This window comes from Devosia sediminis, assembly GCF_016411825.1.
Classification (GTDB): domain Bacteria; phylum Pseudomonadota; class Alphaproteobacteria; order Rhizobiales; family Devosiaceae; genus Devosia; species Devosia sediminis.
The window spans coordinates 751,529-772,921 of record NZ_JAEKMH010000002.1 but is presented as its reverse complement, the minus strand read 5'-3'; the positions used below and the strand labels follow the sequence as shown (position 1 = coordinate 772,921).

The 21,393-nt window shown below is 64.7% G+C and carries 18 protein-coding genes; 15 read left to right on the top strand and 3 right to left on the bottom strand.

Features of this window, described 5'->3' with window-relative positions; all coding sequences use genetic code 11:
• The first annotated feature begins 133 nt into the window (after positions 1-133).
• The 13 genes from JEQ47_RS10970 (at position 134) to JEQ47_RS10910 (ending at position 17,637) form a co-directional block, all read left to right on the top strand.
• Positions 134-685: a flavin reductase family protein gene (locus tag JEQ47_RS10970; protein WP_198876437.1), complete on the top strand. Its 552-nt coding sequence runs from the start codon at positions 134-136 to the stop codon at positions 683-685.
• 89 nt (positions 686-774) lie between these two features.
• The gene (locus JEQ47_RS10965) at positions 775-1,053 is read left to right on the top strand and encodes a DUF6894 family protein (protein WP_198876436.1); all 279 of its coding nucleotides are present in this window, start codon (positions 775-777) and stop codon (positions 1,051-1,053) included.
• A gap of 420 nt (positions 1,054-1,473) precedes the next feature.
• On the top strand, positions 1,474-6,144 hold the full coding sequence (locus JEQ47_RS10960) for an NAD-glutamate dehydrogenase (protein WP_198876435.1): 4,671 nt from the start codon (positions 1,474-1,476) through the stop codon (positions 6,142-6,144).
• A gap of 292 nt (positions 6,145-6,436) precedes the next feature.
• On the top strand, positions 6,437-7,384 hold the full coding sequence (locus JEQ47_RS10955) for a class 1 fructose-bisphosphatase (protein ID WP_198876434.1): 948 nt from the start codon (positions 6,437-6,439) through the stop codon (positions 7,382-7,384).
• A gap of 295 nt (positions 7,385-7,679) precedes the next feature.
• Positions 7,680-8,945 carry an AGE family epimerase/isomerase gene (locus JEQ47_RS10950; protein WP_198876433.1) on the top strand — a complete coding sequence of 422 codons (1,266 nt, stop codon included), beginning with the start codon at positions 7,680-7,682 and terminating at the stop codon, positions 8,943-8,945.
• A gap of 69 nt (positions 8,946-9,014) precedes the next feature.
• The gene (locus JEQ47_RS10945) at positions 9,015-9,800 is read left to right on the top strand and encodes an SDR family oxidoreductase (RefSeq protein WP_198876432.1); all 786 of its coding nucleotides are present in this window, start codon (positions 9,015-9,017) and stop codon (positions 9,798-9,800) included.
• Positions 9,801-9,892: 92 nt separating this feature from the next.
• Positions 9,893-10,762 carry a carboxylating nicotinate-nucleotide diphosphorylase gene (gene nadC, locus JEQ47_RS10940; protein ID WP_198876431.1) on the top strand — a complete coding sequence of 290 codons (870 nt, stop codon included), beginning with the start codon at positions 9,893-9,895 and terminating at the stop codon, positions 10,760-10,762.
• Entirely contained in the window at positions 10,759-11,577 is an 819-nt protein-coding gene (gene cysQ / locus JEQ47_RS10935) for a 3'(2'),5'-bisphosphate nucleotidase CysQ (protein WP_328768791.1), read from the top strand. The genes nadC and cysQ overlap by 4 nt, the downstream gene beginning before the upstream one ends.
• 142 nt (positions 11,578-11,719) lie before the next feature.
• Positions 11,720-12,268, top strand: a complete 549-nt coding sequence (locus JEQ47_RS10930) for a PadR family transcriptional regulator (RefSeq protein ID WP_198876430.1) — start codon at positions 11,720-11,722, stop codon at positions 12,266-12,268.
• Between the two features lie 16 nt (positions 12,269-12,284).
• Positions 12,285-13,553 carry an efflux RND transporter periplasmic adaptor subunit gene (locus JEQ47_RS10925; RefSeq protein ID WP_198876429.1) on the top strand — a complete coding sequence of 423 codons (1,269 nt, stop codon included), beginning with the start codon at positions 12,285-12,287 and terminating at the stop codon, positions 13,551-13,553.
• An 11-nt stretch (positions 13,554-13,564) separates the two neighbouring features.
• Positions 13,565-16,903 carry an efflux RND transporter permease subunit gene (locus JEQ47_RS10920; protein WP_198876428.1) on the top strand — a complete coding sequence of 1,113 codons (3,339 nt, stop codon included), beginning with the start codon at positions 13,565-13,567 and terminating at the stop codon, positions 16,901-16,903.
• A gap of 105 nt (positions 16,904-17,008) precedes the next feature.
• The gene (locus tag JEQ47_RS10915) at positions 17,009-17,248 is read left to right on the top strand and encodes a type II toxin-antitoxin system prevent-host-death family antitoxin (RefSeq protein WP_198876427.1); all 240 of its coding nucleotides are present in this window, start codon (positions 17,009-17,011) and stop codon (positions 17,246-17,248) included.
• A gap of 5 nt (positions 17,249-17,253) precedes the next feature.
• Positions 17,254-17,637 (top strand): type II toxin-antitoxin system death-on-curing family toxin, encoded by a 384-nt coding sequence (locus tag JEQ47_RS10910; RefSeq protein ID WP_198876426.1) that lies wholly within the window; start codon positions 17,254-17,256, stop codon positions 17,635-17,637.
• Positions 17,638-17,836: 199 nt separating this feature from the next.
• Here the strand turns inward: JEQ47_RS10910 and JEQ47_RS10905 are convergent, their stop codons facing one another.
• On the bottom strand, positions 17,837-18,121 hold the full coding sequence (locus JEQ47_RS10905) for a hypothetical protein (RefSeq protein WP_198876425.1): 285 nt from the start codon (positions 18,119-18,121) through the stop codon (positions 17,837-17,839).
• A gap of 84 nt (positions 18,122-18,205) precedes the next feature.
• Between JEQ47_RS10905 and JEQ47_RS10900 the strand changes: the two genes are divergently transcribed.
• Together JEQ47_RS10900 and JEQ47_RS10895 are read left to right on the top strand one after the other, a co-directional pair.
• Positions 18,206-18,427, top strand: coding sequence for a hypothetical protein (locus tag JEQ47_RS10900; protein WP_198876424.1), 222 nt, complete (start codon positions 18,206-18,208; stop codon positions 18,425-18,427).
• 7 nt (positions 18,428-18,434) lie between these two features.
• Positions 18,435-18,965 carry a Clp protease N-terminal domain-containing protein gene (locus tag JEQ47_RS10895; RefSeq protein ID WP_198876423.1) on the top strand — a complete coding sequence of 177 codons (531 nt, stop codon included), beginning with the start codon at positions 18,435-18,437 and terminating at the stop codon, positions 18,963-18,965.
• A gap of 130 nt (positions 18,966-19,095) precedes the next feature.
• Here JEQ47_RS10895 and JEQ47_RS10890 read toward each other — a convergent pair whose 3' ends face one another.
• Together JEQ47_RS10890 and JEQ47_RS10885 are read right to left on the bottom strand one after the other, a co-directional pair.
• Positions 19,096-20,991: an ABCB family ABC transporter ATP-binding protein/permease gene (locus JEQ47_RS10890; RefSeq protein WP_198876422.1), complete on the bottom strand. Its 1,896-nt coding sequence runs from the start codon at positions 20,989-20,991 to the stop codon at positions 19,096-19,098.
• Entirely contained in the window at positions 20,991-21,311 is a 321-nt protein-coding gene (locus JEQ47_RS10885) for an ArsR/SmtB family transcription factor (protein ID WP_198876421.1), read from the bottom strand. The genes JEQ47_RS10890 and JEQ47_RS10885 overlap by 1 nt, the downstream gene beginning before the upstream one ends.
• Between the last annotated feature and the right edge of the window lie 82 nt (positions 21,312-21,393).

Below are 21,393 nucleotides of genomic sequence, written 5' to 3'. Positions count from 1 at the left end.
GGGGCCGACGAGCAGGATACCCGCTTGATGCCACCATTGCGTTGCACACCCCCACCCATCCTCCCCCGTCAAGGGGGAGGAGTTCGGCCGGTGTTCGCCTGAGCATCGTTTGCTCCCTCGAGTTACAACCACTATGACTATCCTTATGCCCGACTTCGATCTTCCCGACAGCATGGCCTTGCGGCCGCTCCGCCGCCCGACCGTCAGCGATGCGGAATTCCGCGCCGCCATGTCGGGACTGGCATCGAGCGTGCATGTGGTGACGGCCCGGCGCGGCGACGAACGGATCGGCCGTACCGCCACATCGGTGCTGTCGCTTTCGGCGCAGCCGCCGGCGATCCTGGTTTCCATCGACATCGTCAGCCGCCTTGCCGACCTGATCGCGCGGACCGGTGGCTTTTCACTCGCCATGCTGGCCAGCGACCAAAGCGAGATGGCCGATGCCTTTGCCGGCAAAGTGCCGGCAGAGCTGCGGTTCGGCCGTGGGAACTGGGGCGAATGGCCGTCCGGCCAGCCGCATCTGCGCGGTGCAGTGACGGCGCTGGACTGCGAGGTCATCGGCGCGATGGAGACCGGCACGCATGTGCTGTTCGCCGGCGCCATCATCGAGGCGGAAACCGATTCCCGCCTCAGCCCGCTCATGTGGCACCGGCATGGCTACCGTGATCTCAACGGGGTCGACTGACGCCCGCCGGAATGCCAGAGTTTGGGTGATCGAGGCGCCTGCAACAGATCGGGTGCCGACGCGTTGACCCGGAGCAACGGGAGAGTTTCGTGCCGCGCTACTATTTCCACTACCGCACCGAGTCCGCCCTGATCCGCGACGAAGCGGGCAGCGAGCATCCGAACCTGGAGGCCGCCGAGCAGTCGGCCGCCGAAATGGGCCGCGCGATCATCGAAAAGATTGCCGGCGAAGGCGGGGAAATGGACGAGCCGCGCTCGATCGAAATTACCGATGCCACCGGCGAGGACCTGCTCTACGTCGTGTTCTGGGCCGGACCGGAAATCGGCGATGGTTCAGGCACCCCTATCGACCCGGCCACGATACATTGAATCCGCAGCCTCCGATAAGTCCCGTTGATAGATACGAAAAAAGCGACCGCTAAGGTCGCTTTTTCGCATGGGGCTCGTCTGGTCCGCTTTTAGAACTGGAAGCCGGCCAGGACGGTGACGGCGAAGCCCAGCATCAGCGCTGCAGCCAGCGCGGCATAGGACACGTAATGCGACAGCTTGGGCATGGGGCCACCTTGTTCGATCCGGCGCTAAGACTACCAGTTCGATAGGGTTTAACAAGTCGTAAACCTTTCAATTGGCCGCGACCGGAAGAAACGCTTTGCCCAGATGTGACCACAATGTGGAATGGCGTGCCGCGCCTCTCCCCTGCCCGATGCGGGCGACGGCGCAAAAATCCGAAGGGCAGACAGTGTCATCCGCACCGCCTAAGGTGATGGAGCGAGTCACGGGGAGCACGGCATGTCCAACGCAGTTGAAGCGCAGTTTCTGGAGCGGGCACGCGCCGGGACGGAAGGCGATGAAAGCCTCCGGCTGTTCCTGGAGACGGCAATTGCCGCCATCGACCCCGATGACCTGGCGCGGCAGGACCCGGACCGGCTGATCGACGCACTTACCTCCAGCCACGCACGGCTCGTCCGCGGGCCGGTCGAGGCGACGCGCGTGCTGGCCACGCGGCCCGCGGCTGCCGGCGGCCCCCTGCTGCTCGACGTCATTTCTCCTGACATGCCGTTCATCGTCGACAGCGCGCTTGCCGCGCTCCGGGCCATGGGCGGGGTGATCCGACTGTTCGCGCATCCGGTCCTCCTGGTCTCGCGCGGGCAAGTCGTGACCGAGGGCGGCGCGGCGGTCAGCATGCTTCATATCCAGTCCGACCCAGTGGCCGATGTCGAAGGACTCGTGGCTGAACTCGAGGCGACATTGCGGGACGTGGCCCTGGCGGTGGCCGACTGGCAGCCCATGCTGGAACGCGTGCGGCGCGCGGCAGCGGGCCTCGATGCGCTGAAGCCGGCCCAGCGCGACGAGGGCGATCGCTTCGTCACTTGGCTGACGGAACACAACTTCACGTTCCTGGGCGCTCGGGAATACCGGCTCGAGGGCGGTGAATTGGTGCCGGTGGAAGGCAGTGGCCTCGGCATTTTGCGCGACCCGAACCTCAAGGTGCTGCGCAGCGGGCCGGAATATGTGGAAAGCACGGGCGAACTGGTGGCCTTTGTCGAGGGGCCGGACCCGGTACTGGTGACCAAGGCCAATGTGCGGGCGCGGGTGCATCGGCGCGCGCATATGGACTATGTGGGCATCAAGCTGTTCGACGCCAAGGGCAAGGCCAGCGGCGAATTGCGGGTGGTGGGGCTTTATACGGCGCAGGCGCTGGCGACGCCGCATACGGACGTGCCGCTGATCCGGCGCAAGATCGCCCAGGTGATGCAGCAGTCGGGCGTCGATCCGCTGGGCCATGCCGGGCGCACGCTGCTGGGCGCGCTGGACAGCTATCCGCGCGACGAACTGTTCCAGATCGACACCAGGCAACTGGCCGAATTCGCCGAGGCCATTGCCGGGCTCTATGACCGGCCGAGGGTGCGCGTCTTGCCGCGCATCGACCGGTTCGACAATTTCGTCTCCATTCTCGTCTATGTCCCGCGCGACCGCTATGACGGCACTGTTCGGGCGCGGATCACGCAATATTTGGCGCAGGCCTATGACGGGCGCATCTCGGCCTATTACCCGCATTTCCCGGAAGGGGAGCTGGTGCGGCTGCATGTCATCATCGGGCGCAATGGCGGGCCGACGCCGCGGCCGGAGCGCAGGACGCTGGAGGCCGGCGTCGAGGCGCTGACGCATGATTTTTCCGACATGCTGCTGGCGGCGGCGGCCGAACCGGGCGCGGTCAGCGCCTGGAAGAATGCCTTTTCCGGCGCCTACCAGAGCCGCAACAGCGCCGAGGATGCGCTACGCGATATCGGCGTGTTCCAGGGCCTCGGGGAAGACGGCATTGCCATCAGGCTGGTGAGCCGCAACGGCACCGACGGGACGCTGGGGCTCAAATTCTATCACGAAGGCACGGCGATCCCGCTTTCGGACCGCGTGCCGATGCTGGAGCATTTCGGCTTCCGGGTGATTGACGAGCGGACTTACACGGTGGTGCCGCGCGACGGGGTCGAGCGCTACCTGCACGACATGGTGCTGGAGCTGGGCGACGAGGCCGGCGTCGATGTGATGGCACGGGCCGAGGCCATCGAGGCGGGCCTGCTCGCCGTCTGGGCCGGCACTGCGGAAAGCGACCAGCTCAATGCGCTGGTGACGCTGGCGGGGCTCGACTGGAGCCAGGTGGCACTGTTGCGGGCACTGTCGCGGTATCTGCGGCAGGTCGGGACTTCCTATTCGCAGCGCTATATCGCGCAGGTGCTGGTGAGCCAGAGCGCCGCGGCCGAGGCGCTAGTGGCGCTGTTCGCGGCGCTGCATGACCCGGACGAGGCCGACCATGCCGGCGCCGCCACGCGGGCGCGGGACGCCATCGCGGCGGAACTGGAGACGATCTCGTCGCTGGACGAGGACACGATTGTGCGGCGGTTCCAGAACCTGATCGACGCCTCGCTGCGCACCAATGCCTGGCAGCGTGACCCCGAGGGGCAGCGGCGGCCGGCGCTGGCGATCAAATTCGACAGCAGCAAGGTCGAGGGCATGGCGGCCCCCCGGCCCTATCGCGAAATCTCGGTCTATTCACCGCGCGTCGAGGGTGTGCACCTGCGCTTCGGCGCCATTGCCCGTGGCGGCATCCGCTGGTCGGACCGGCCGGAGGATTTCCGCACCGAGGTGCTGGGGCTGGTCAAGGCGCAGCAGGTGAAGAATGCGGTGATCGTGCCGGTCGGCGCCAAGGGCGGTTTTGTGCCGAAACGGCTGGCGCCGGGCATGGCGCGTGACGCCTTCATGGCGGAAGGCACTGAGAGCTACCGCATCTTCATCGGCACGCTGCTCGACGTGACCGACAACCTCGTGGATGGCGCCGTGGTGCCGCCCGCCAGGGTGGTGCGGCGCGATGGCGACGACCCCTATCTGGTGGTCGCAGCGGACAAGGGAACGGCGAGCTTTTCGGACCTCGCCAATTCCATCGCGACCGCGCGTGGCTTCTGGCTGGGCGATGCCTTCGCTTCGGGCGGTTCGGCCGGCTATGACCACAAGAAAATGGGTATTACCGCACGCGGCGGCTGGGAAGCGGTGAAGCGGCATTTCCGCGAGATGGATCGCGATATCCAGCGCGAGCCGTTCACGGTGGCCGGCGTGGGCGACATGAGCGGCGACGTGTTCGGCAATGGCATGCTGCTGTCGCCGGAAATCCGGCTGGTGGCGGCCTTTGACCATCGCGACATCTTCATCGACCCCGATCCGGATGCCGGGGCCAGCCATGCCGAGCGGCAAAGGCTGTTCGAATTGCCGCGCTCTAGCTGGCAGGATTATGAAAAGGGCCTGATCTCGCCGGGCGGCGGGGTGTTTTCGCGCTCGCTCAAAGCCATTCCGCTGAGCCCCGAAATGCAGGCTCTGCTCGGTCTCGCCAAGGATGCAGCGACACCGAACGAGGTGATGAAAGCCATCCTCGGCGCCGAGGTGGACCTCCTCTGGTTTGGCGGCATCGGCACGTATATCAAGGCGGCCGACGAGGAGGATGCCAAGGTCGGCGACCGCGCCAATGACGCCATCCGCGTCACGGCCGAGCAGGTGCGCGCCAAAGTGGTGGGCGAAGGCGCAAATCTCGGCGTCACCCAGCGCGGCCGCATCGCCTATGCGCGCCAGGGTGGGCGGATCAATACCGACGCCATCGACAATTCGGCCGGCGTCAACTCCTCTGACCTCGAAGTCAATATCAAGATCGCGCTGGCGCCGCTCGTGGCTTCGGGCCAGCTCGACATGGAGCGGCGGAACGCCTTTCTCGCGTCGATGACCGAGGAAGTGGCGGCGCTGTGCCTGAGGAACAATTACCTGCAGACGCTGGCGCTTTCGCTGGCCGAACGGTCTGGCGTCGCCGAACTGCCCGATCACCGGGTGCTGATCGAGGGGCTGGAGGAGCGCGGCTTGCTCGACCGGGCGGTGGAATTCCTGCCCAGCGACGCGGTGCTGGAGGCCCGCGCTGCCGAGGGCAAGGGGCTGACGCGGCCGGAACTGGCTGTCATCCTCGCCTATGCCAAGCTGACCCTCAACCATGACCTGTTGGCCGGCACGGCCATCGACGACCCGTATCTCTCAGGCGAACTTTTCCGTTATTTCCCGGAAAAGCTGCACCAGACCTATCCGGCGGCAGTGGAGGGCCATCGCCTCAAGCGCGAGGTGATCGCCACCGTGCTGGCCAATGCGATGATCAATCGCGGCGGGCCGGCCTTCGTGTCGGAACTGACGGCGGCAACGTCGTCCAGCGCCGGGGAAGTGGCGCTGGCCTATGCGGCGGTGCGCGACACCTATGGGCTCACTGCTCTCAACACCGCCATCGACCGGCTCGACGGCACGGTGCCGGGCGCAGTGCAACTGGCGCTTTATGCGCAGGTGGAAGCGCTGCTGCGGCAGGAAGTCCTGTGGTTCCTGCGCAATGGCGCGGTGACCGACGGGCTGGCGGCGCTGGTGGAGCGGCACCGCGCCGGCGTCGTGTTGCTGGCGGAGACCAAGGGGCTGCTGCCGGAGACGCAGCGCCTCGAGGTGGCCGAGCGGGCCGGTGCGCTCACGGCGCATGGCGTGCCGGCGGAGCTGGCGCAGCGGATCGGCGAGCTGCCCTTCCTCAGCCATGCCAGCGACATCGTGCTGGTGTCGGAACGGGCCGGTGTGGATGTCATCGATGCGGCGCGGGCCTTCTTCGGCGTGGCGGGGCTGTTCGACCTGTTCCGCATCATCGAGCAGGGGCGCGCCATTGTCCTGGGCGACCGGTTCGATCGCATGGCGCTGGACAGGGCGCTGGCCAATCTGATGCGGGCCCTGCGCGACCTCACCGCCGATGTGCTGGCGGCCGGATCGGTCGAGGATTTCGTGCTGGGCCGCTCGGTGGCGGTGGCGCGGGCCGTGGATGCGGTGAAAGACCTGACCGAGGGGGCAATCACGGTGTCGCGGCTGAGCGTGGCGGCGGGTCTGCTGGCGGATCTGGCGCGGGAGTAGCAGGAGCCTCACGATCACCCCCACCCTTGATCCCTCCCCACAAGGGGGAGGGAGACGATGAACACTGGTGACTGATGCCTGCGCCTCCCTTCCCTTGATGGGGAGGGAATGAGGGTGGGGTGACGGCAACGGTCGCACCCCCTCCCTAGTTGCGCTAGGTGCTGCGCACCAAGCTTCACTACCCTCCCCTCAAGGGGGAGGGTGGACGGGAACCTGACTACCTCACCCGAAAGTCGGCCTTGTCTCACCTTCCTGATTGGGGATTGTGGACGCCAGCAATGGAGACCTCCGCATGACCGATCTTGTTGAATGGCTGGCGACGCAGACTGATGACCGGGAGCTCGCGGGGGCGATCCTGTCCATGGCTGCGGCGGGGGTCGAGATCGGCGCCGTCCTGCGCGAGGCGCCGATTGCCGGGCAGACCGGGCTGGCGGGGTCAGACAACGTGCAGGGCGAGGCGCAGAAGGCGCTCGACGTGATCTCAAACGACATAGTTTTGAATCACTTGCGCAAAAATCCGGCAATTTCGATTCTGGTGTCGGAAGAGCTGGATGAAGCGGTTGATCTTTCGATTCAAGGCCGCTTCAACATCGCCACCGATCCGCTCGACGGGTCTTCAAACCTCGACGTAAACGTCACGGTGGGCACGATTTTTTCCGTCCTCGATGCGGCAGGCGGGCTTCTGCAGAAGGGCACGGCGCAACTGGCGGCCGGCTATGTCGCCTATGGCCCGGCGACGAGCCTCGTGCTGCGCGTCATGGGCGATACGAGCGTATTCACGCTCGATGCCGGGGGCCGCTGGGTGCAGACGGTCGTTGCGGCAAAGGTGCCGGAAGCGAGCGGGGAATTTGCCATCAACACGGCGCGCGAGCGCTTCTGGGATGCGGCGACGACAGGCTATGTGAAAGAGAGCGTCGCCGGTGAAACAGGGCCGGCCGGAAAACGCTACAATATGCGCTGGGTGGGATCCATGGTGGCCGATATCCACCGCATCCTGATGCGCGGTGGCATCTTCCTTTATCCGCTCGACAGCGAGACGGTGAGCAAGGGCGGCCGGCTGCGACTGCTTTACGAGGCCAATCCCATGGCCTGGCTGGTGGAAGGCGCCGGCGGCAAGTCCACGACGGGGCGCAAGGGAATACTCGATGTCGAGCCGACGGGGATCCACCAGCGAGTGCCGGTGATTCTGGGTTCTGCGGAGGAAGTGCGGCGGGTGGAGGCTTGGTACGCGAGGGCGTAAAGCAACCCCCACCCTAGCTCTGCTACGGCCCTTCGGGCCTAAGCGACGCTACCCTCCCCACAAGGGGGAGGGAGACGATGAACACTGGCGACGGATGCCTGCGCCTCCCTCCCCTTGATGGGGAGGGATTGAGGGTGGGGTGACTTTATGAACGCCACACCCTCATCCAGCGCTGCGCGCCACCTTCTCCCCGATGGGGAGAAGAATAGAACCCGCGTTTGCAACGTTCTCATGCTTTCGCTAAAACCCGTGCCGACATGAGCCGGCGTGGGTTTAGCGCCGGATGGGAGCCAGCATGAGCCATTCCGCCGATCACCTGCCCGCCACCAACCGGGGTCCCTGGCAGGAGCGCCCGTTCCACCGCCAGTACCTGATGACGCAGGCGAGCCGCCTGTTCGACTTCTTCGAGGCGGCGTCGATCAATCCCAAGGGCGGGTTCTTCGAACTTTCCGACGAGGGCATGCCGCTGTCGCCGGACAACGGGCTGCGGCAAATCCACGTCACGACGCGCATGATCCACTGCGCCACGATCGGCAGCCTGATCGGCCGGCCGGGATCGGACGAAATCGTCGACCACGGCATGACCTATCTCTGGGAAAAGCACCGCGACCAGCGCCATGGCGGCTATGTCTGGTCACTGGACGACAATGGCACGGTCGACGACAGCAAGCAGGCCTATGGCCATGCCTTCGTGCTGCTCGCCGCGTCGAGCGCCAAGCTCCTCGGGCATCCGCTGGCCAATACCGTCATCGCCGACATTTCCGAGGTGATCGAGCAGCGCTTCTGGGACAAGAAGGCCGGCGCCGTGCGCGAGGAATTCGGCAATGACTGGCGGCAGATCAGCACCTATCGCGGGCAGAATTCCAACATGCACCTCACCGAGGCGCTGATGGCCGCCTATGAGGCGACCGGCGAGAAAAGCTATCTAGACAAGGCGACGCGGATTTCCGACCTCATCATCAACCGCAATGCCTCCCGGCTTGACTATCGCGTGGCCGAGCATTTCCACGAGGACTGGAGCCTCGACAAGGAGTATCTCGGCTCGGAGATGTTCCGCCCCTCGGGTACAACTCCGGGCCATGCGCTGGAATGGTCACGCCTGCTGTTCCATCTCTTCGTGCTCTGCCGCAAGGAGCATAGCTGGATGACCGAAGGCGCCCGCAACCTCTTCCACCAGGCGGTGGAGCTGGGCTGGGACAAGCAGCATGGCGGCTTTTTCTACACGCTGGACTGGAACAACCAGCCGATCATGCGCGAAAAGCTGTGGTGGCCGATTGCCGAGGCCATCGGCGCGGCGGCCTATATCGGCGCGCATGACCACGACGACTATTTCCAGATCTGGTATCGCAGGCTCTGGGATTTTGCCGAGAACCACCTGATCGATCACGAGCGCGGCGGCTGGCACAGCGAGCTGACCGAACACCTGGTGCCGACTTCACGCCTGTTCGTCGGCAAGCCCGATCTTTATCACGCGCTGCAGGCCTGCCTGATCCCGCTTTACCCGGCAACCGGCAGTCTGACCCATGCGATCATCGATACCGACCACCCCAAACGCCTCTGATTTCGCAGATTTTTGACGACAACCATTGCCCGTTCTCTGCGTTGCCCCCACGCAACAAGGAGGACGGGCATGGATTTTCTGGCTGGCAAGGTGGCGCTGGTGACGGGCGCAGGATCGGGGATCGGCAAGGCGGCGGCCCTGAAACTGGGACGCGAAGGCGCTGCCGTTGTGGTGATGAGCCGCACCAAGGACGAGATCGACGCTACCGCCCGCGAGATCAATGAGGCCGGTGGCAAGGCGCTGGCTATTGTCGGCGACACGACCGACGACGCGGGCATGAAAGCCATCGTGGAGCAGGCGGTCCAGCAATTCGGCCGGCTCGACATCGTCATTGCCAATGCCGGCATCAACGGGGTGTGGGCGCCGATCGAAAAGATCAAGCCCGACGAGTGGGACAAGACCATCACCGTCAACCTCAAGGGCACTTACCTCACCATCCATCACACCGTGCCGGAGCTGGAAAAGGCGGGCGGCGGGGCCATCGTGGTGATTTCGTCGATCAACGGCACACGCACCTTCACCACGCCCGGAGCCAGCGCCTATTCGGCGACCAAGGCCGGACAGGTGGCCATGGTGCAGCAACTGGCGCTGGAACTGGGGCGCCACAAGATCCGCATCAATGCCGTCTGCCCCGGGGCGATCGAGAGCGAGATCGACGACAATACCCAGCAGCGGGACAAGGACGAGGCCGAGGTGCCGGTGGAATTTCCGGAGGGCGACATTCCGCTCACTGGCGGCAAGCCGGGCAAGGCGGAAGACGTGGCCGACCTCATCGCCTTCCTCGTTTCGGACGCCTCCCGACACATTACCGGGACACCCGTCTGGATCGACGGCGGGCAGAGTTTGCTGCGCTAGGCCGCAGGCGGACAAAAGCATACCCTCCGGCGCTGTTGTCAGGCCGGGACTTGCGTCGTAAAGCACCGCTGAACCCGTTTCGGTGAGCTTTCATGTCCGCCCTGCCCGCACAACTGCCGCGCCATCTCGTCGAACGCGCCGTCCTGGCCGCGCTGGAGGAGGACCTCGGCCTGGCCGGTGACCTCACCAGCCAGGCGACACTGGCGCCCCGGGCGGAAGCGCGGGCGCTGATCGCGGCGCGCGAAGTCGGCATCGTCGCCGGGTTGGACCTGGCGGAAGCGACCTTCCGCCTGGTCGGCGATGGCGTGAGCTTCCGGCGGCGGCTGCAGGATGGCGACCGGGTCGAGGCCGGGGGCGTTGTCGCGGAAGTCGTGGGGCCGGCGCGGCTGGTGATGTCGGCCGAGCGGGTGGCGCTCAACTTCCTCAACCACCTGTCGGGTATCGCTACGCTGACCCGGACCTATGCCGACGCCATTGCCGGCACGGGGGCGCAGATCTGCGACACCCGCAAGACCACGCCGGGTCTGCGCGCCTTTGAGAAATTCGCGGTGCGCTGCGGCGGCGGAGCCAACCATCGCTTCGCGCTCGATGACGCCATTCTCATCAAGGACAACCACATCGCCGTGGCCGGTGGCGTCGGGGCCGCCTACAAGGCGGCCGAAGCCTTTGCCGGGCACCTTGTCGCCATCGAGATCGAGGTGACGACGCTGGCCGAGCTCGAGGAAGCGCTCGGGGCCGGCGCGCGCGTGATCATGCTGGACAACATGGACAATGACCTGCTGCGGCAGGCGGTGGCGATCAACGCCGGGCGAGCCAAGCTCGAAGCCTCGGGCGGGGTCAAGCTCGACCGGGTCCGCTCGATTGCCGAAACCGGGGTCGACTATATTTCCACCAGCCAGATCACCATGGGCGCCAAGCCGCTCGACCTGGGGCTCGACGTGGTGATCGGTGGCGCATCGTGAACGATACCCCTGCCCTCGCGCTCACCGACCTGGCCGTCGCCGCCGCCATTGCCGCAGCGCAGGTGATCCTCGACGTCTATCAGCGCCCGATCCATGTGGTGACCAAGGATGACGGCTCGCCGGTGACCGAGGCCGATGCGGCGGCAGAGGCGGTGATCATTGCGCATCTCAAGACCAGCGGGTTGCCCGTGCTGGGCGAGGAAAGCGTAGCGGCGGGGATCATTCCGGCGCTGGGGGACCGCTACTGGGTGGTCGATCCGCTCGACGGGACCAAGGAATTCATCAAGCGCAACGGCGAATTCACCGTCAACATTGCGCTGGTCGAGCACGGGTGCCCCACAATGGGCGTGGTGCTGGCGCCGGTCAGCGGCGAGATTTTCGCCGGGGACGCGGGCGGCGCCTGGACCGGCCGGGTCGTCGACGGCCAAGCGACCGAGCGGCGGGCGATCCACACCAGCCTCCTGCCGCGACCGCGGATCGTGGCCAGTCGCAGCCATGGCCACGCGGCCCTCGAACAGCTCTGCCGGACGCTGGATGTGGAGAGTGACGTCTCGGTCGGCTCGTCGCTGAAATTCTGCCTTCTGGCGCGCGGCGATGCCCAGCTTTACCCGCGCTTTACCCCGACTTGCGAATGGGATACCGCCGCCGGACAGGCCGTGCTTGAAGCAGCGGGCGGCGTCGTGGTGACGCTGGACGGCGCGCCGATGCGCTACGGCAAGGGCGAGCTGGCATTTCTCAACCCGTATTTCGTCGCAGCCGCAACCCCGGCCCTGGCCGAATCGGGTGCTGCTGAGATGCAGCGGCTGCTCGCCTGACCCGCGTCCGCATGCGGTGACATGCACGAAGCGCCTGACTGATCTGCGCGACGCTCGCCCTCGTTAAGCTTGCAGCAGGGCCTGCGTAGATATATACGCCCGGCATATATCGAACCAGAATATGGTACGGAACCGGAGAACCATGAACGTCAGGACCCTGTGCCTCTCCATTCTCTATGACGGCGAAGCGAGCGGCTACGATATCCGCAGGATGTGCACGGAAGGCAATTTCGCCTATTTCGTGGAGGCCAGCTATGGCTCGATCTATCCTGCGCTGTCGCGGCTCGAGGATGACGGTCTCGTCACCAGCCGTACCGAGCAGCAGGACGGCAAGCCGGCCCGTAAGGTCTATACGATTACCGCTGCCGGGCGCGCTGCCTTTGCCGAGGAGCTGAGCGGCCCGTTGGGCGAGGACATGTTCCGCAGCCCGTTCCTGCTGTTTGCCCGCTTTGCCCACATCCTGCCGCGCGAGCTAGTGGAGGCGCGCTGCAATGAATTCCTGGAGCGCTCTGTCGAGGGCCGCAAGCAACTCGAGCAGGCGCCCAATGAGCATGCCTGCAATGCAGCAGACCTCTGGGTCATCAACTACGGACGTGCAGTATTGGAGGTTGCGGAAAAACACTTCCGCACCCATATGCACGAACTGATCACAATGGCGCGAGCCGAGCCGCACAAGGATGCGGCCGAATAAGGGGCGAGACTTCTCAATGCGTGCACTGTTCTCCTATGGTCTGGCCTTCCTGATCCTGCTCTTGGCAGGCGGTTGGCTGGCGTCGGGCACCCTGGTCCAGGGCGGCCAGGGCCCGGGCAATGGCGAAAAGCCAATCATCTCGGTGATCGAAGGCGAAGAGCATGGTCCCATCGCCACTGCGCTCGGGGATGCAGGCCTGCTCGCCGAGCACCACGCTCCGGAAATCGATCCGGCCCTGACCATTGCCCAGCGCAATGAGGAAACCACCGGCGCCGGCGCGCCGCTGCAGGCCGTACGCACCCAGAACTACACGGCCCAGGCCATGCCGCTCGACGTGCCGCTGCGCGGCCGCACCCAGGCCCGCGCCACCATCACCGCAGTCGCCGAAACCGCCGGCGCGGTCGACACGGTGCATGTCACCAAGGGCCAGCGCGTGGATGTCGGCGATGCCCTCTGCACGCTCGACCAGGGGACCCGTACCGCTGCCGTGGCTCAGGCCGAAGCCGGCATCAAGCAGGCCGAAGCGGCCCTTGCCCAGGCACAGCTCAATTTCGACACCAATGCCGATCTGCGCGATCGGGGCCTGGCCGCCGCCAACACCGCCAATACCGCAGAAGTCGGGTTGGCGCAGGCGCAGGCCGGCGTCACCCAGGCGCAGGCCGCGCTCGACAATGCCAAGGCCGAGCTCGACCGCACCGAGATCGTCGCCAAGGTGGCGGGCCTGGTGCAGGATCCGCTGGCCACGCAGGGTTCGATGCTGAACCCCGGTTCGCCCTGCGCCACCATCGTCCAGCTCAACCCGATCGTCTTCATCGGCTCGGTGCCGGAAGTCCATATCGGCCTGGCGCGCACTGGCCTCGACGCCAAGATCACCACGGTGACCGGCCAGACAGTGGACGGCAAGGTGACCTATATTTCGGCGGTGGCCGACAATGCGACGCGCTCCTTCCCCGCCGAGATCGAAATTCCGAACGAAGACTTCGCCATCCGTGACGGCGTGACGGCGGAAGCCGTGGTCAGCCTCGGCACCGCGCCGGGCCACCTGCTGCCGCAGTCTGTCCTGACGCTGGACGACGATGGCGTGCTGGGCGTGCGCACCGTGGAAGACGGTGTGGTCGCCTTCTACCCGGTCACCATCGTCAGCGATACGCGCGAGGGTGTGTGGGTCACCGGACTGCCGGCGATCGCCGAGGTGATCACCGTGGGCCAGGAAAACGTGACTGCCGGACAGGCCGTGGAAGCCAGCCCGTCGACTGAAGCCGCCGCCGAAACGACCGCCAGCTAAGGACGCCAGCCATGCTCGATTTCATCGAAAAGATCCTCAGGATGCCGCGCGTCGTCCTGACGATCATGGTCATCGTGCTCGCGGCGGGCGTCGCCGCCTATACGTCGATGCCGAAGGAAAGCTTTCCGGCGATCGACGTCCCCTACCTCTACGTCTCGATCAGCCAGACCGGCGTGTCGCCGCGCGACGCGGAAAACCTCCTGGCCAAGCCGGCCGAAGAAGAACTGGCCAACCTGCCGGGCCTGAGCAATATCAGCTCGACCTCGACCACCGGCCACGCCTCGGTGTTCCTCGAATTCGACATCAACACCGACAAGGACCAGGCCCTTGCCGATACCCGCGCCCGCATGGACGCGGTCAAGGCCAAGCTGCCCGATGACGCCACCGACCCGTCGGTGAGCGAAATCGACCTCGTCGGCATGCCGATCATCTCGGTCGCCGTCTATGGTTCGGCTCCCGAAAAGGAACTGGTGCGCCGCGCCGAACTGCTGCAGGACGCGCTGGAAGCCATTCCGGAAGTGCGTGAAGCCACTCTTTCGGGCGCCCGCAAGGAACAGCTCGAAGTGCGCATCGACCTCTTGCGCCTCGAAGCCTATGGCCTCACCGCCAACCAGCTCTTCGACGCATTGTCGCGCAACAACATTGTGGTGCCCGGCGGTACGCTCAATAGCGGCCAGGGCTCGTTCAACATCGAAGTTCCGGGCCTGATCACCACGGCCGAGGACGTCTATAGCCTGCCGATCAAGACCGACGGCAATACCGTGGTCACCTTCGGCGATGTCGCCACCATTACCCGCACCCTGGCCGACGCGACCGAATATACCCAGGTCAACGGCTCCCCTGCCCTGATCCTGGGCATTTCCAAGAAGCTCGGCACCAACATCATCGACGTGTCCGACAAGGTGCGCGCGGTGACGGAAGAAACGGCCAAGGACTGGCCGGCCGGCGTCAGCTACTCGTTCTTCCTCGACCAGGCAGAGACGACCACGGCGCTGTTCCGCTCGCTCGAGGCGGCGGTGCTGACCGCCGTGGCGCTGGTGCTGATCACCTGCGTGGCGACGCTCGGCGTGCGGCCCGCGATCATGATCGGCATGTCGATCCCGCTCTCGTTCATGATGGCGTTCCTCGTGGCGCAGGGCCTGGGCATGACCATCAACATGATGGTGATGTTCGGCCTCGTGATCGCCGTGGGCGTGCTCGTCGACGACCCCGTCGTGGTGGTCGAATATGCCGAGCGAAAGCTGATGGAAGGTATTCCCAAGAAGGAAGCCTTCATCATGGCCATGCGCAAGATGTTCGTGCCGGTCGTGGGCGCCACGGCGACCACGCTAGGCGCCTTCATCCCGCTGCTGTTCTGGCCCGGCATTATCGGCAAGTTCATGAGCTACCTGCCGATGATCGTGATCATCGTGATGGTCGCCTCGTTCATCTCGGCGCTGATCTTCATGCCGGTCATCGGCTCGATCATCGCCTCGACCCATGTCGACCCGGTGGAAAAGGCCAAGGCCGACATCGTCATGTATCCGGACAAGTTCGACACCAGGAAGGTGGGCGGAATAACCGGGCTTTATGTGCGGATGATGGAAAAGCTGATGCACTGGCCGCTGCCGACGCTGGCCGTCGGGTTCGGCGTCATCGTCACCATCTTCGTGGCCTATGCGATGAACCCGACCGGCTCGGAAGCTTTCCCGGCGTCGGAACCGGAATTCGCCACCGTGGCCGTGGTCGGCAAGGGCAACTATTCGCCTGAAGAAGTGCGCGACATGCTCATGGAGATCGAGGACGAACTGATCCAGGTCCAGGGTGTCCAGGACGTGATCATGCAGTTCGGCTCGACCGGCGCCTTCTCGACCACGCCGCCCGACACGATCGGCAATTTCCAGCTTCAGTTGACCAACTGGAACCACCGCGTTCCGGCGTCGCAGATTTTTGCCGAAATCCGTGAACGCGTATCGGGCTTTGCCGGCCTCGATATCCAGCTCCTGGCGGCCGAAAACGGTCCGCCGGCGGGCAAGGACATCAATCTGCGCGTCGAAAGCACCAATTACGACGACCTGGTGCCCGTCGTAACCGCCATCCGCGACCATCTCGCCACCTGGCCCGAAGTCGTGGACGCGGAAGACGGCCGCCCGTCGCCGGGCATCGACTGGGAAATCACCATCGATCGTACGGAAGCGGGCAAGTATGGCATCGGCGTGCGCGAGCTGGCGCCCTATGTGCAGCTCGTGACCTCGGGCGTGAAGCTGGGCACCTATCGCGACGCGGAAACCGGCGACGAACTGGACATCCGCGTCCGCCTGCCGGAGGACGAGCGCACGTTCGACGCGCTCGACTCCATGCGCATCGCCACGGCCCAGGGCCTGGTGCCGGTCAGCAACTTCATCGAACGCACCGCCGTGCCGAAGGTGGCCAATATCCAGCGCCGCAACCAGGTCTATACGATGCCTGTCGCCGCCGGTCTCACCAACCTGCCTGAAGGCGTCTACCCCGCCGACAAGGTTGCGGAACTGCAGACCTGGATCGCCGAGCAGCCCTTCCCGGAGACCGTGTCGGTGGAGTTCGGCGGTGCCGAGGAGCAGATGGGCGACGCCAATGCCTTTATCGGCCAGGCGCTGATGATGGCCATGGCGATCATCTTCTTCGTGCTGCTGCTCGAATATAACAGCTTCTACCAGGTGCTGGTGACGCTCACGACGGTGGTGATGTCGGTGGCGGGCGTGCTGCTCGGCATGCTCATTACCGGGATGACCTTCTCGGCCATCATGACCGGTCTCGGCATCGTGGCGCTGGCGGGTATCGTGGTGAAGAACGGCATCGTGCTGATCGACACTTATAACGACTACCACCGCCACCAGAACGTGGAAGCCGTGAAGGCGATGCTGCTGACCGTGAGCCAGCGCGTGCGTCCGGTGCTGCTGACCGCGTTCCTGACGGCGCTGGGCGTGATCCCGATGTGGGCGAATGTCGAGTTCGACTTCATCCGCCGCGAGATCGTGGTCGGGGGCCTGGCCGGTTCGTGGTTCATCCACCTCTCGGCAGCACTGGTGTCGGGCCTCTTCTTCTCGACCCTCCTCACCCTCATCATGGTGCCGGTCATGATCACCGCGCCGACCGTGATGTGGAGCCAGATCAAGTGGGTCGGCGGCGGCTTTGCGGCGCTGGGCGGCTGGATCACCAGCCCGTTCCGCCGCAAGCAGGTCGCCGCTCCGGCGGGCTTCGACGGCATGGCCGTGGAAGTGCCGGAAGGCGAAGACAGCTCCAGGCGCTACATCGTCTCCAAGGACGCCGGCCTCCAGGAAAAGGAAGCCAATGGCGTGACCGTGGTGAGCCGGAGAGATGCGGCGGAGTAGGATCGAACCGCCCGTCGACGTTGAAAGGCCCGCAGCGATGCGGGCCTTGTTTTTTTGGCTATAATGGCTCATATGAGGATTAGCTAATTTAGCTATAGGTGCGAAATGGCCGCGATTTCGGCTACCGATGCCAAGAACAAGTTCGGACAGGTTCTGGAAATGGCCCAGGCCGAACCAGTCCGTATTCAAAAAAATGGCCGCGACGTCGCTGTCGTGTTGTCCGGAGAGCAGTTCGCCGCCTGGGAAGCCTCTCGTGCACAGACCAAAGTACGTCCTGCAATTGACGAACTGATGGCTCGTAGCGTGGAACGCCGCAAATCGCTGTATGAAGCTCTAGCCAAGTAGCCTTGATGGCCTCCAGCTATCTCACGCTCAACGAAGCACTTCGGATCCATGAAATCCTCATCGATGCCTTCGGCGGCGCAACAGGTGTAAGGGACCTTGGCCTGATTGAGGCCGCGCTGCTCCGTCCCCAGACAGGGTATTATTCCGACCTGGTCGAAGAAGCGGCGGCCCTTTGGGAAAGTCTCGCCATGAATCATGGCTTTGTGGATGGCAACAAACGCGTGGCTTACGCCTGTCTCGAACTGTTCCTGCAGCTCAACGGTTTCGATATTGCTGCAGACAATGACCAGATTGAGCGGTTCATTTACGCTAACCTGGAAGCCGGCACGTTTCGCAAGGATGTACTGGAAAATTGGCTAAGGCAGAATACGGTGCCGCTCAGCCACTGAACTCACCTGCGAAAAACGCATAGAGCGACCAGTCATCGCCGTCGAAATGGGTGTCGCGGGGACGCCCTGCCCTATCGGTGAGGACTTTGCTCCAGAAGGCCTGTGCGGCGCGGTTGGCGTGGGGGATGGCGATGTGCCAGGTGCCGGGATGTGCTGCCAGGGCGAGGTCGAGCGCCGCGTGCCCAACGCCCTGTTTGCGTTAGGCTTTCAGCACGAAGAATTCGGCCATGAACCAGCACGGCGCCCGGCCGGTTAGCAGGCATTCGTCGACCACCAGCGCGAAGCCGGCAATCTCGTTGCCCTGCATGATGAAGTAGGGGTGCCGCCAGAAGCGGTCGAGAAACCCGTATTCGAAGCGCCCGCCCGGCCCCACCGGAAACGGCATGAACTCGGTCAGGTCGTAGAGGTAGAGCTGGATGAGATTGGCGATCGTGGATTTGTCGGCCGGGGTGGCGGGGCGGAGCGTGATGAGGGGCTGCGTCATACGGCGAACCTAGATCAGGTTTTCCATCGGCACCAGCGTCAATACATGTTGACGCCGGTGCCATCGTCAACTAATGTTGACGGCATGACAGATACACCCAAGACAATCGACCCGAAAAACGATCCGGAGCAGGCCCTGGCCAGTGTCGTCGCCTTGCGGCGCATGGCGGACCAGCTCGAGCAACAGGCCGTGACCGAGGCACTCAGGCGCGGCTGGAGCTGGACGCAGATTGCCAATGCTTTGGGCGTGAGCAAGCAAGCTGCCCACAAGAGACTTTCGGGCCTGATGGCCCATCGAGAGAAGTGAGATCGCGATGTTCAAGCAGATGAAGCAGGCCGCCCGCGATGCGGGCACGTTGAGGACCTTGTGCGAAAGTGCGGAGGCGATAGCGCGCCAGGAGGGACTGAGTGCTCCTGCGGCGGAGCATTTTGTCGAAGCGGCGCTCGCCCTGCCCGATGGCGCGGCCAAGCGGGTGTTTGCACGGCTTGGCCTCGATGGCGCCGGTTTCAGCGCTGCGCTGAGCGAGCAGGAACGCGAAGCCTTGCGCGCGGTGGGCGTCGATGGGGTGGTGGTAGAGCAGGCGCTTGGTAAGGGCACGCCCCTCCCCCTGGCCTCGGGCCTCTACGAGGCTGCGCCGTCAGGACAGGTCGTGGTGCAGGAGCTGGCTCGTTTGCGGCAGCGCGGCGTGACTGGTCCGCTGGATGGCGCGCAGGTGATGAAGGTCGTGGCGGAGATGGGTCATGGCAGCGCCGTGCGGGCGTTGCGGGCCATGGGGGTGGGGCCGGAGGCGGTGGTAGGAGCGGCGGATGCGGAGATCGCAGATGAGGCTGCACGACATAGGTGAATTGCCTGCCAAACTCAGCTTGTCACCCCGCGCCTGACCCGGGGTCCACCTTGAGATCTCAGGATCGGCCCCGGCTTTCGCCGGGGTGACAGTCAAGTATGCGGGCGTATCACCTCAGGAAGCGCGAGAATTATTCCGCCGCGGGAGCGCCGCGTTTAACGAAGCCGTCGGGGTCGTCCTGGGTGCGGGCCAGGCGTTCGGCGGCTTCGCTGGCTTCGCGCTGGCGGTTCCACATCTGGGCGTAGAGCCCCTCCTGCTGCAGCAGGCTCCAGTGGTTGCCGCGCTCGGCCACCTGCCCGTCGCGCAGGACGAGGATTTCGTCCGCATTGACGACGGTGGAGAGGCGGTGGGCGATGACCACGGTGGTGCGGTTGCGTGACACCTCGTCCAGCGCCTGCTGGATGTCGCGCTCGGTCTTGGTATCGAGCGCCGAGGTGGCCTCGTCGAGAATGAGGATCGAGGGCGACTTGAGGATGGTGCGGGCAATGGCGACGCGCTGCTTTTCGCCGCCGGAGAGTTTGAGGCCCCTCTCGCCCACCGGCGTTTCGTAGCCCCGCGGCAGCGCATCGATGAAACTGCCGACCTGGGCCATGCGCGCGGCCTCGCGCACCTCGTCCTGGGAGGCGCCGGGGCGGCCATATTCGATGTTGTAGCCGATGGTGTCGTTGAACAGTACCGTATCCTGCGGGACCATGCCGATGGTCGAACGCAAGCTCGCCTGGGTGACGTCGCGCAGGTCCTGCCCGTCGATGGTGATGCGACCGCCGGTAACATCGTAGAAGCGGAACAGGAGGCGCGAAATGGTCGACTTGCCGGCGCCCGTCGGGCCGACAATGGCCACGGTCTTGCCGGCGGGCACGTCGAAGCTGACGCCCTTTAGGATCGGCCGGTCGGCATCGTAGTGGAACGACACGTCCTCGAAGCGGATCACAGGGCCGGTAACCGCTAGCGGCTTTGCATCTGCGCGGTCCTCGATCTCAGGGTTCTGGTCGAGCAGCTTGAACATTTCTTCGATGTCGGTGAGGCCCTGGCGCAGCTCGCGATAAACGAAGCCGATGAAGTTGAGCGGCCGGTAGATCTGAAGCAGGAAGGTGTTGAGCAGGACGAAATCGCCCAGCGTCAGCGTGCGGTTCATGACGCCCACGATGGCCATGATCGAGATGATGAGAAAGCCGCCGTAGAAGATGACGGCCTGGCCGAAATTGAGCCAACCCAGCGAAGTCCAGATGCGGATGGCCGAGCGCTCGTAGCCGGCCATGGAGGCGTCGTAGCGCTTTGCCTCCATCTCCTCGTTAGCAAAGTATTTCACCGTCTCGAAATTGAGCAGGCTGTCGATGGCCTTGCCATTGGCGTCGGTGTCGCTGTCGTTCATGTCGCGACGGATGGCGATGCGCCAGTTGGAGGCCTTGATGGTGAAATAGAGATAGGCCCAGATCATCACCACCAGCACGCCGAGATAGCTGATCCCGAACAGCCAGACGAAAATGATCGCGACGACGACGAACTCGACAATGGTCGGCGCGATATTGAGCATGGCGAAACGGACAACCGTCTCGATGCCCTTGGTGCCGCGCTCGATGACGCGCGACAGGCCGCCCGTGCGCCGCTGCAGGTGGAAGCGGAGCGACAGGCGATGCATATGGTGGAAGGTTTCGAGCGCCAACTTGCGCACCGCGTGCTGCCCGACGCTGGCAAAGAGCACGTCGCGCAACTGCTGGAAGCCGGCATCGATGACATTGCCCAGCACATAGGCGATGACGAGGACGATGGGCACCGCCAGCCCGAGGATCAGGGTCGAATCCGGGCTGGTGCCGTCGAGGCTGTCGATGATGCCCTTATAGGCGAAGGGCACGAGCGTCGTGGCGACTTTGCTGATCAGCAGGGCGCCGAGCGCGAGCACGACTTTGAGCCGCAGATCGGGGCGGTTTTCCGGCCACATATAGGACCAGAGATTGCGAATGGTAGAGAATACCGATCCTTCGTCCGCGCTGACGGACGGCTTCTTGCCTGCGCTGTTCTGTGCCATCAGGCCAGTTCCGTTTCCTTGCCGGCGGCACTGGGCGCCAGCCCCTTGAGGAGACCGCCAAAGGCCGAACTGAGCTCGGCCAGCCGGTCCTGGCGAATGCAGTAGCGATTGCGCGTGCCATGCGGCTTGCGCTCGATCAGGCCCGCATCATGCAGCACCTTGATGTGCTGGCTGACGGTGGACTGGGCCAGCGGCAGGCTCTCGGTCACGTCGCCGCAGCAGCACTGACCCTGCTGCTGGGTCGCCATGATGCGAAGGATTTCGAGACGCACCGGATGGCCGAGGGCGCGCATGATATTGGCTATGTCGTCGTCGTGCATGGGGCGTGCCGAATGATCGGTGAATTGCGATGAACATGGTGACGAATGGGGACAAGGTCAATCCCCATCGCGCGGGAGATGC

Excerpts from the sequence above, each read along its gene's own strand:
- JEQ47_RS10960 (WP_198876435.1), top strand. The coding sequence starts at position 1,474 with ATGTCCAACGCAGTTGAAGCGCAGTTTCTGGAGCGGGCACGCGCCGGG.
- JEQ47_RS10930 (WP_198876430.1), top strand. The coding sequence starts at position 11,720 with ATGAACGTCAGGACCCTGTGCCTCTCCATTCTCTATGACGGCGAAGCG.
- JEQ47_RS10955 (WP_198876434.1), top strand. The coding sequence starts at position 6,437 with ATGACCGATCTTGTTGAATGGCTGGCGACGCAGACTGATGACCGGGAG.
- JEQ47_RS10920 (WP_198876428.1), top strand. The coding sequence starts at position 13,565 with ATGCTCGATTTCATCGAAAAGATCCTCAGGATGCCGCGCGTCGTCCTG.
- JEQ47_RS10910 (WP_198876426.1), top strand. The coding sequence starts at position 17,254 with ATGGCCTCCAGCTATCTCACGCTCAACGAAGCACTTCGGATCCATGAA.
- JEQ47_RS10950 (WP_198876433.1), top strand. The coding sequence starts at position 7,680 with ATGAGCCATTCCGCCGATCACCTGCCCGCCACCAACCGGGGTCCCTGG.
- JEQ47_RS10900 (WP_198876424.1), top strand. The coding sequence starts at position 18,206 with ATGACAGATACACCCAAGACAATCGACCCGAAAAACGATCCGGAGCAG.
- JEQ47_RS10890 (WP_198876422.1), bottom strand. The coding sequence starts at position 20,991 with ATGGCACAGAACAGCGCAGGCAAGAAGCCGTCCGTCAGCGCGGACGAA.
- JEQ47_RS10915 (WP_198876427.1), top strand. The coding sequence starts at position 17,009 with ATGGCCGCGATTTCGGCTACCGATGCCAAGAACAAGTTCGGACAGGTT.
- JEQ47_RS10895 (WP_198876423.1), top strand. The coding sequence starts at position 18,435 with ATGTTCAAGCAGATGAAGCAGGCCGCCCGCGATGCGGGCACGTTGAGG.
- JEQ47_RS10945 (WP_198876432.1), top strand. The coding sequence starts at position 9,015 with ATGGATTTTCTGGCTGGCAAGGTGGCGCTGGTGACGGGCGCAGGATCG.
- JEQ47_RS10925 (WP_198876429.1), top strand. The coding sequence starts at position 12,285 with ATGCGTGCACTGTTCTCCTATGGTCTGGCCTTCCTGATCCTGCTCTTG.
- JEQ47_RS10885 (WP_198876421.1), bottom strand. The coding sequence starts at position 21,311 with ATGCACGACGACGACATAGCCAATATCATGCGCGCCCTCGGCCATCCG.
- nadC (WP_198876431.1), top strand. The coding sequence starts at position 9,893 with ATGTCCGCCCTGCCCGCACAACTGCCGCGCCATCTCGTCGAACGCGCC.
- JEQ47_RS10905 (WP_198876425.1), bottom strand. The coding sequence starts at position 18,121 with ATGACGCAGCCCCTCATCACGCTCCGCCCCGCCACCCCGGCCGACAAA.
- JEQ47_RS10970 (WP_198876437.1), top strand. The coding sequence starts at position 134 with ATGACTATCCTTATGCCCGACTTCGATCTTCCCGACAGCATGGCCTTG.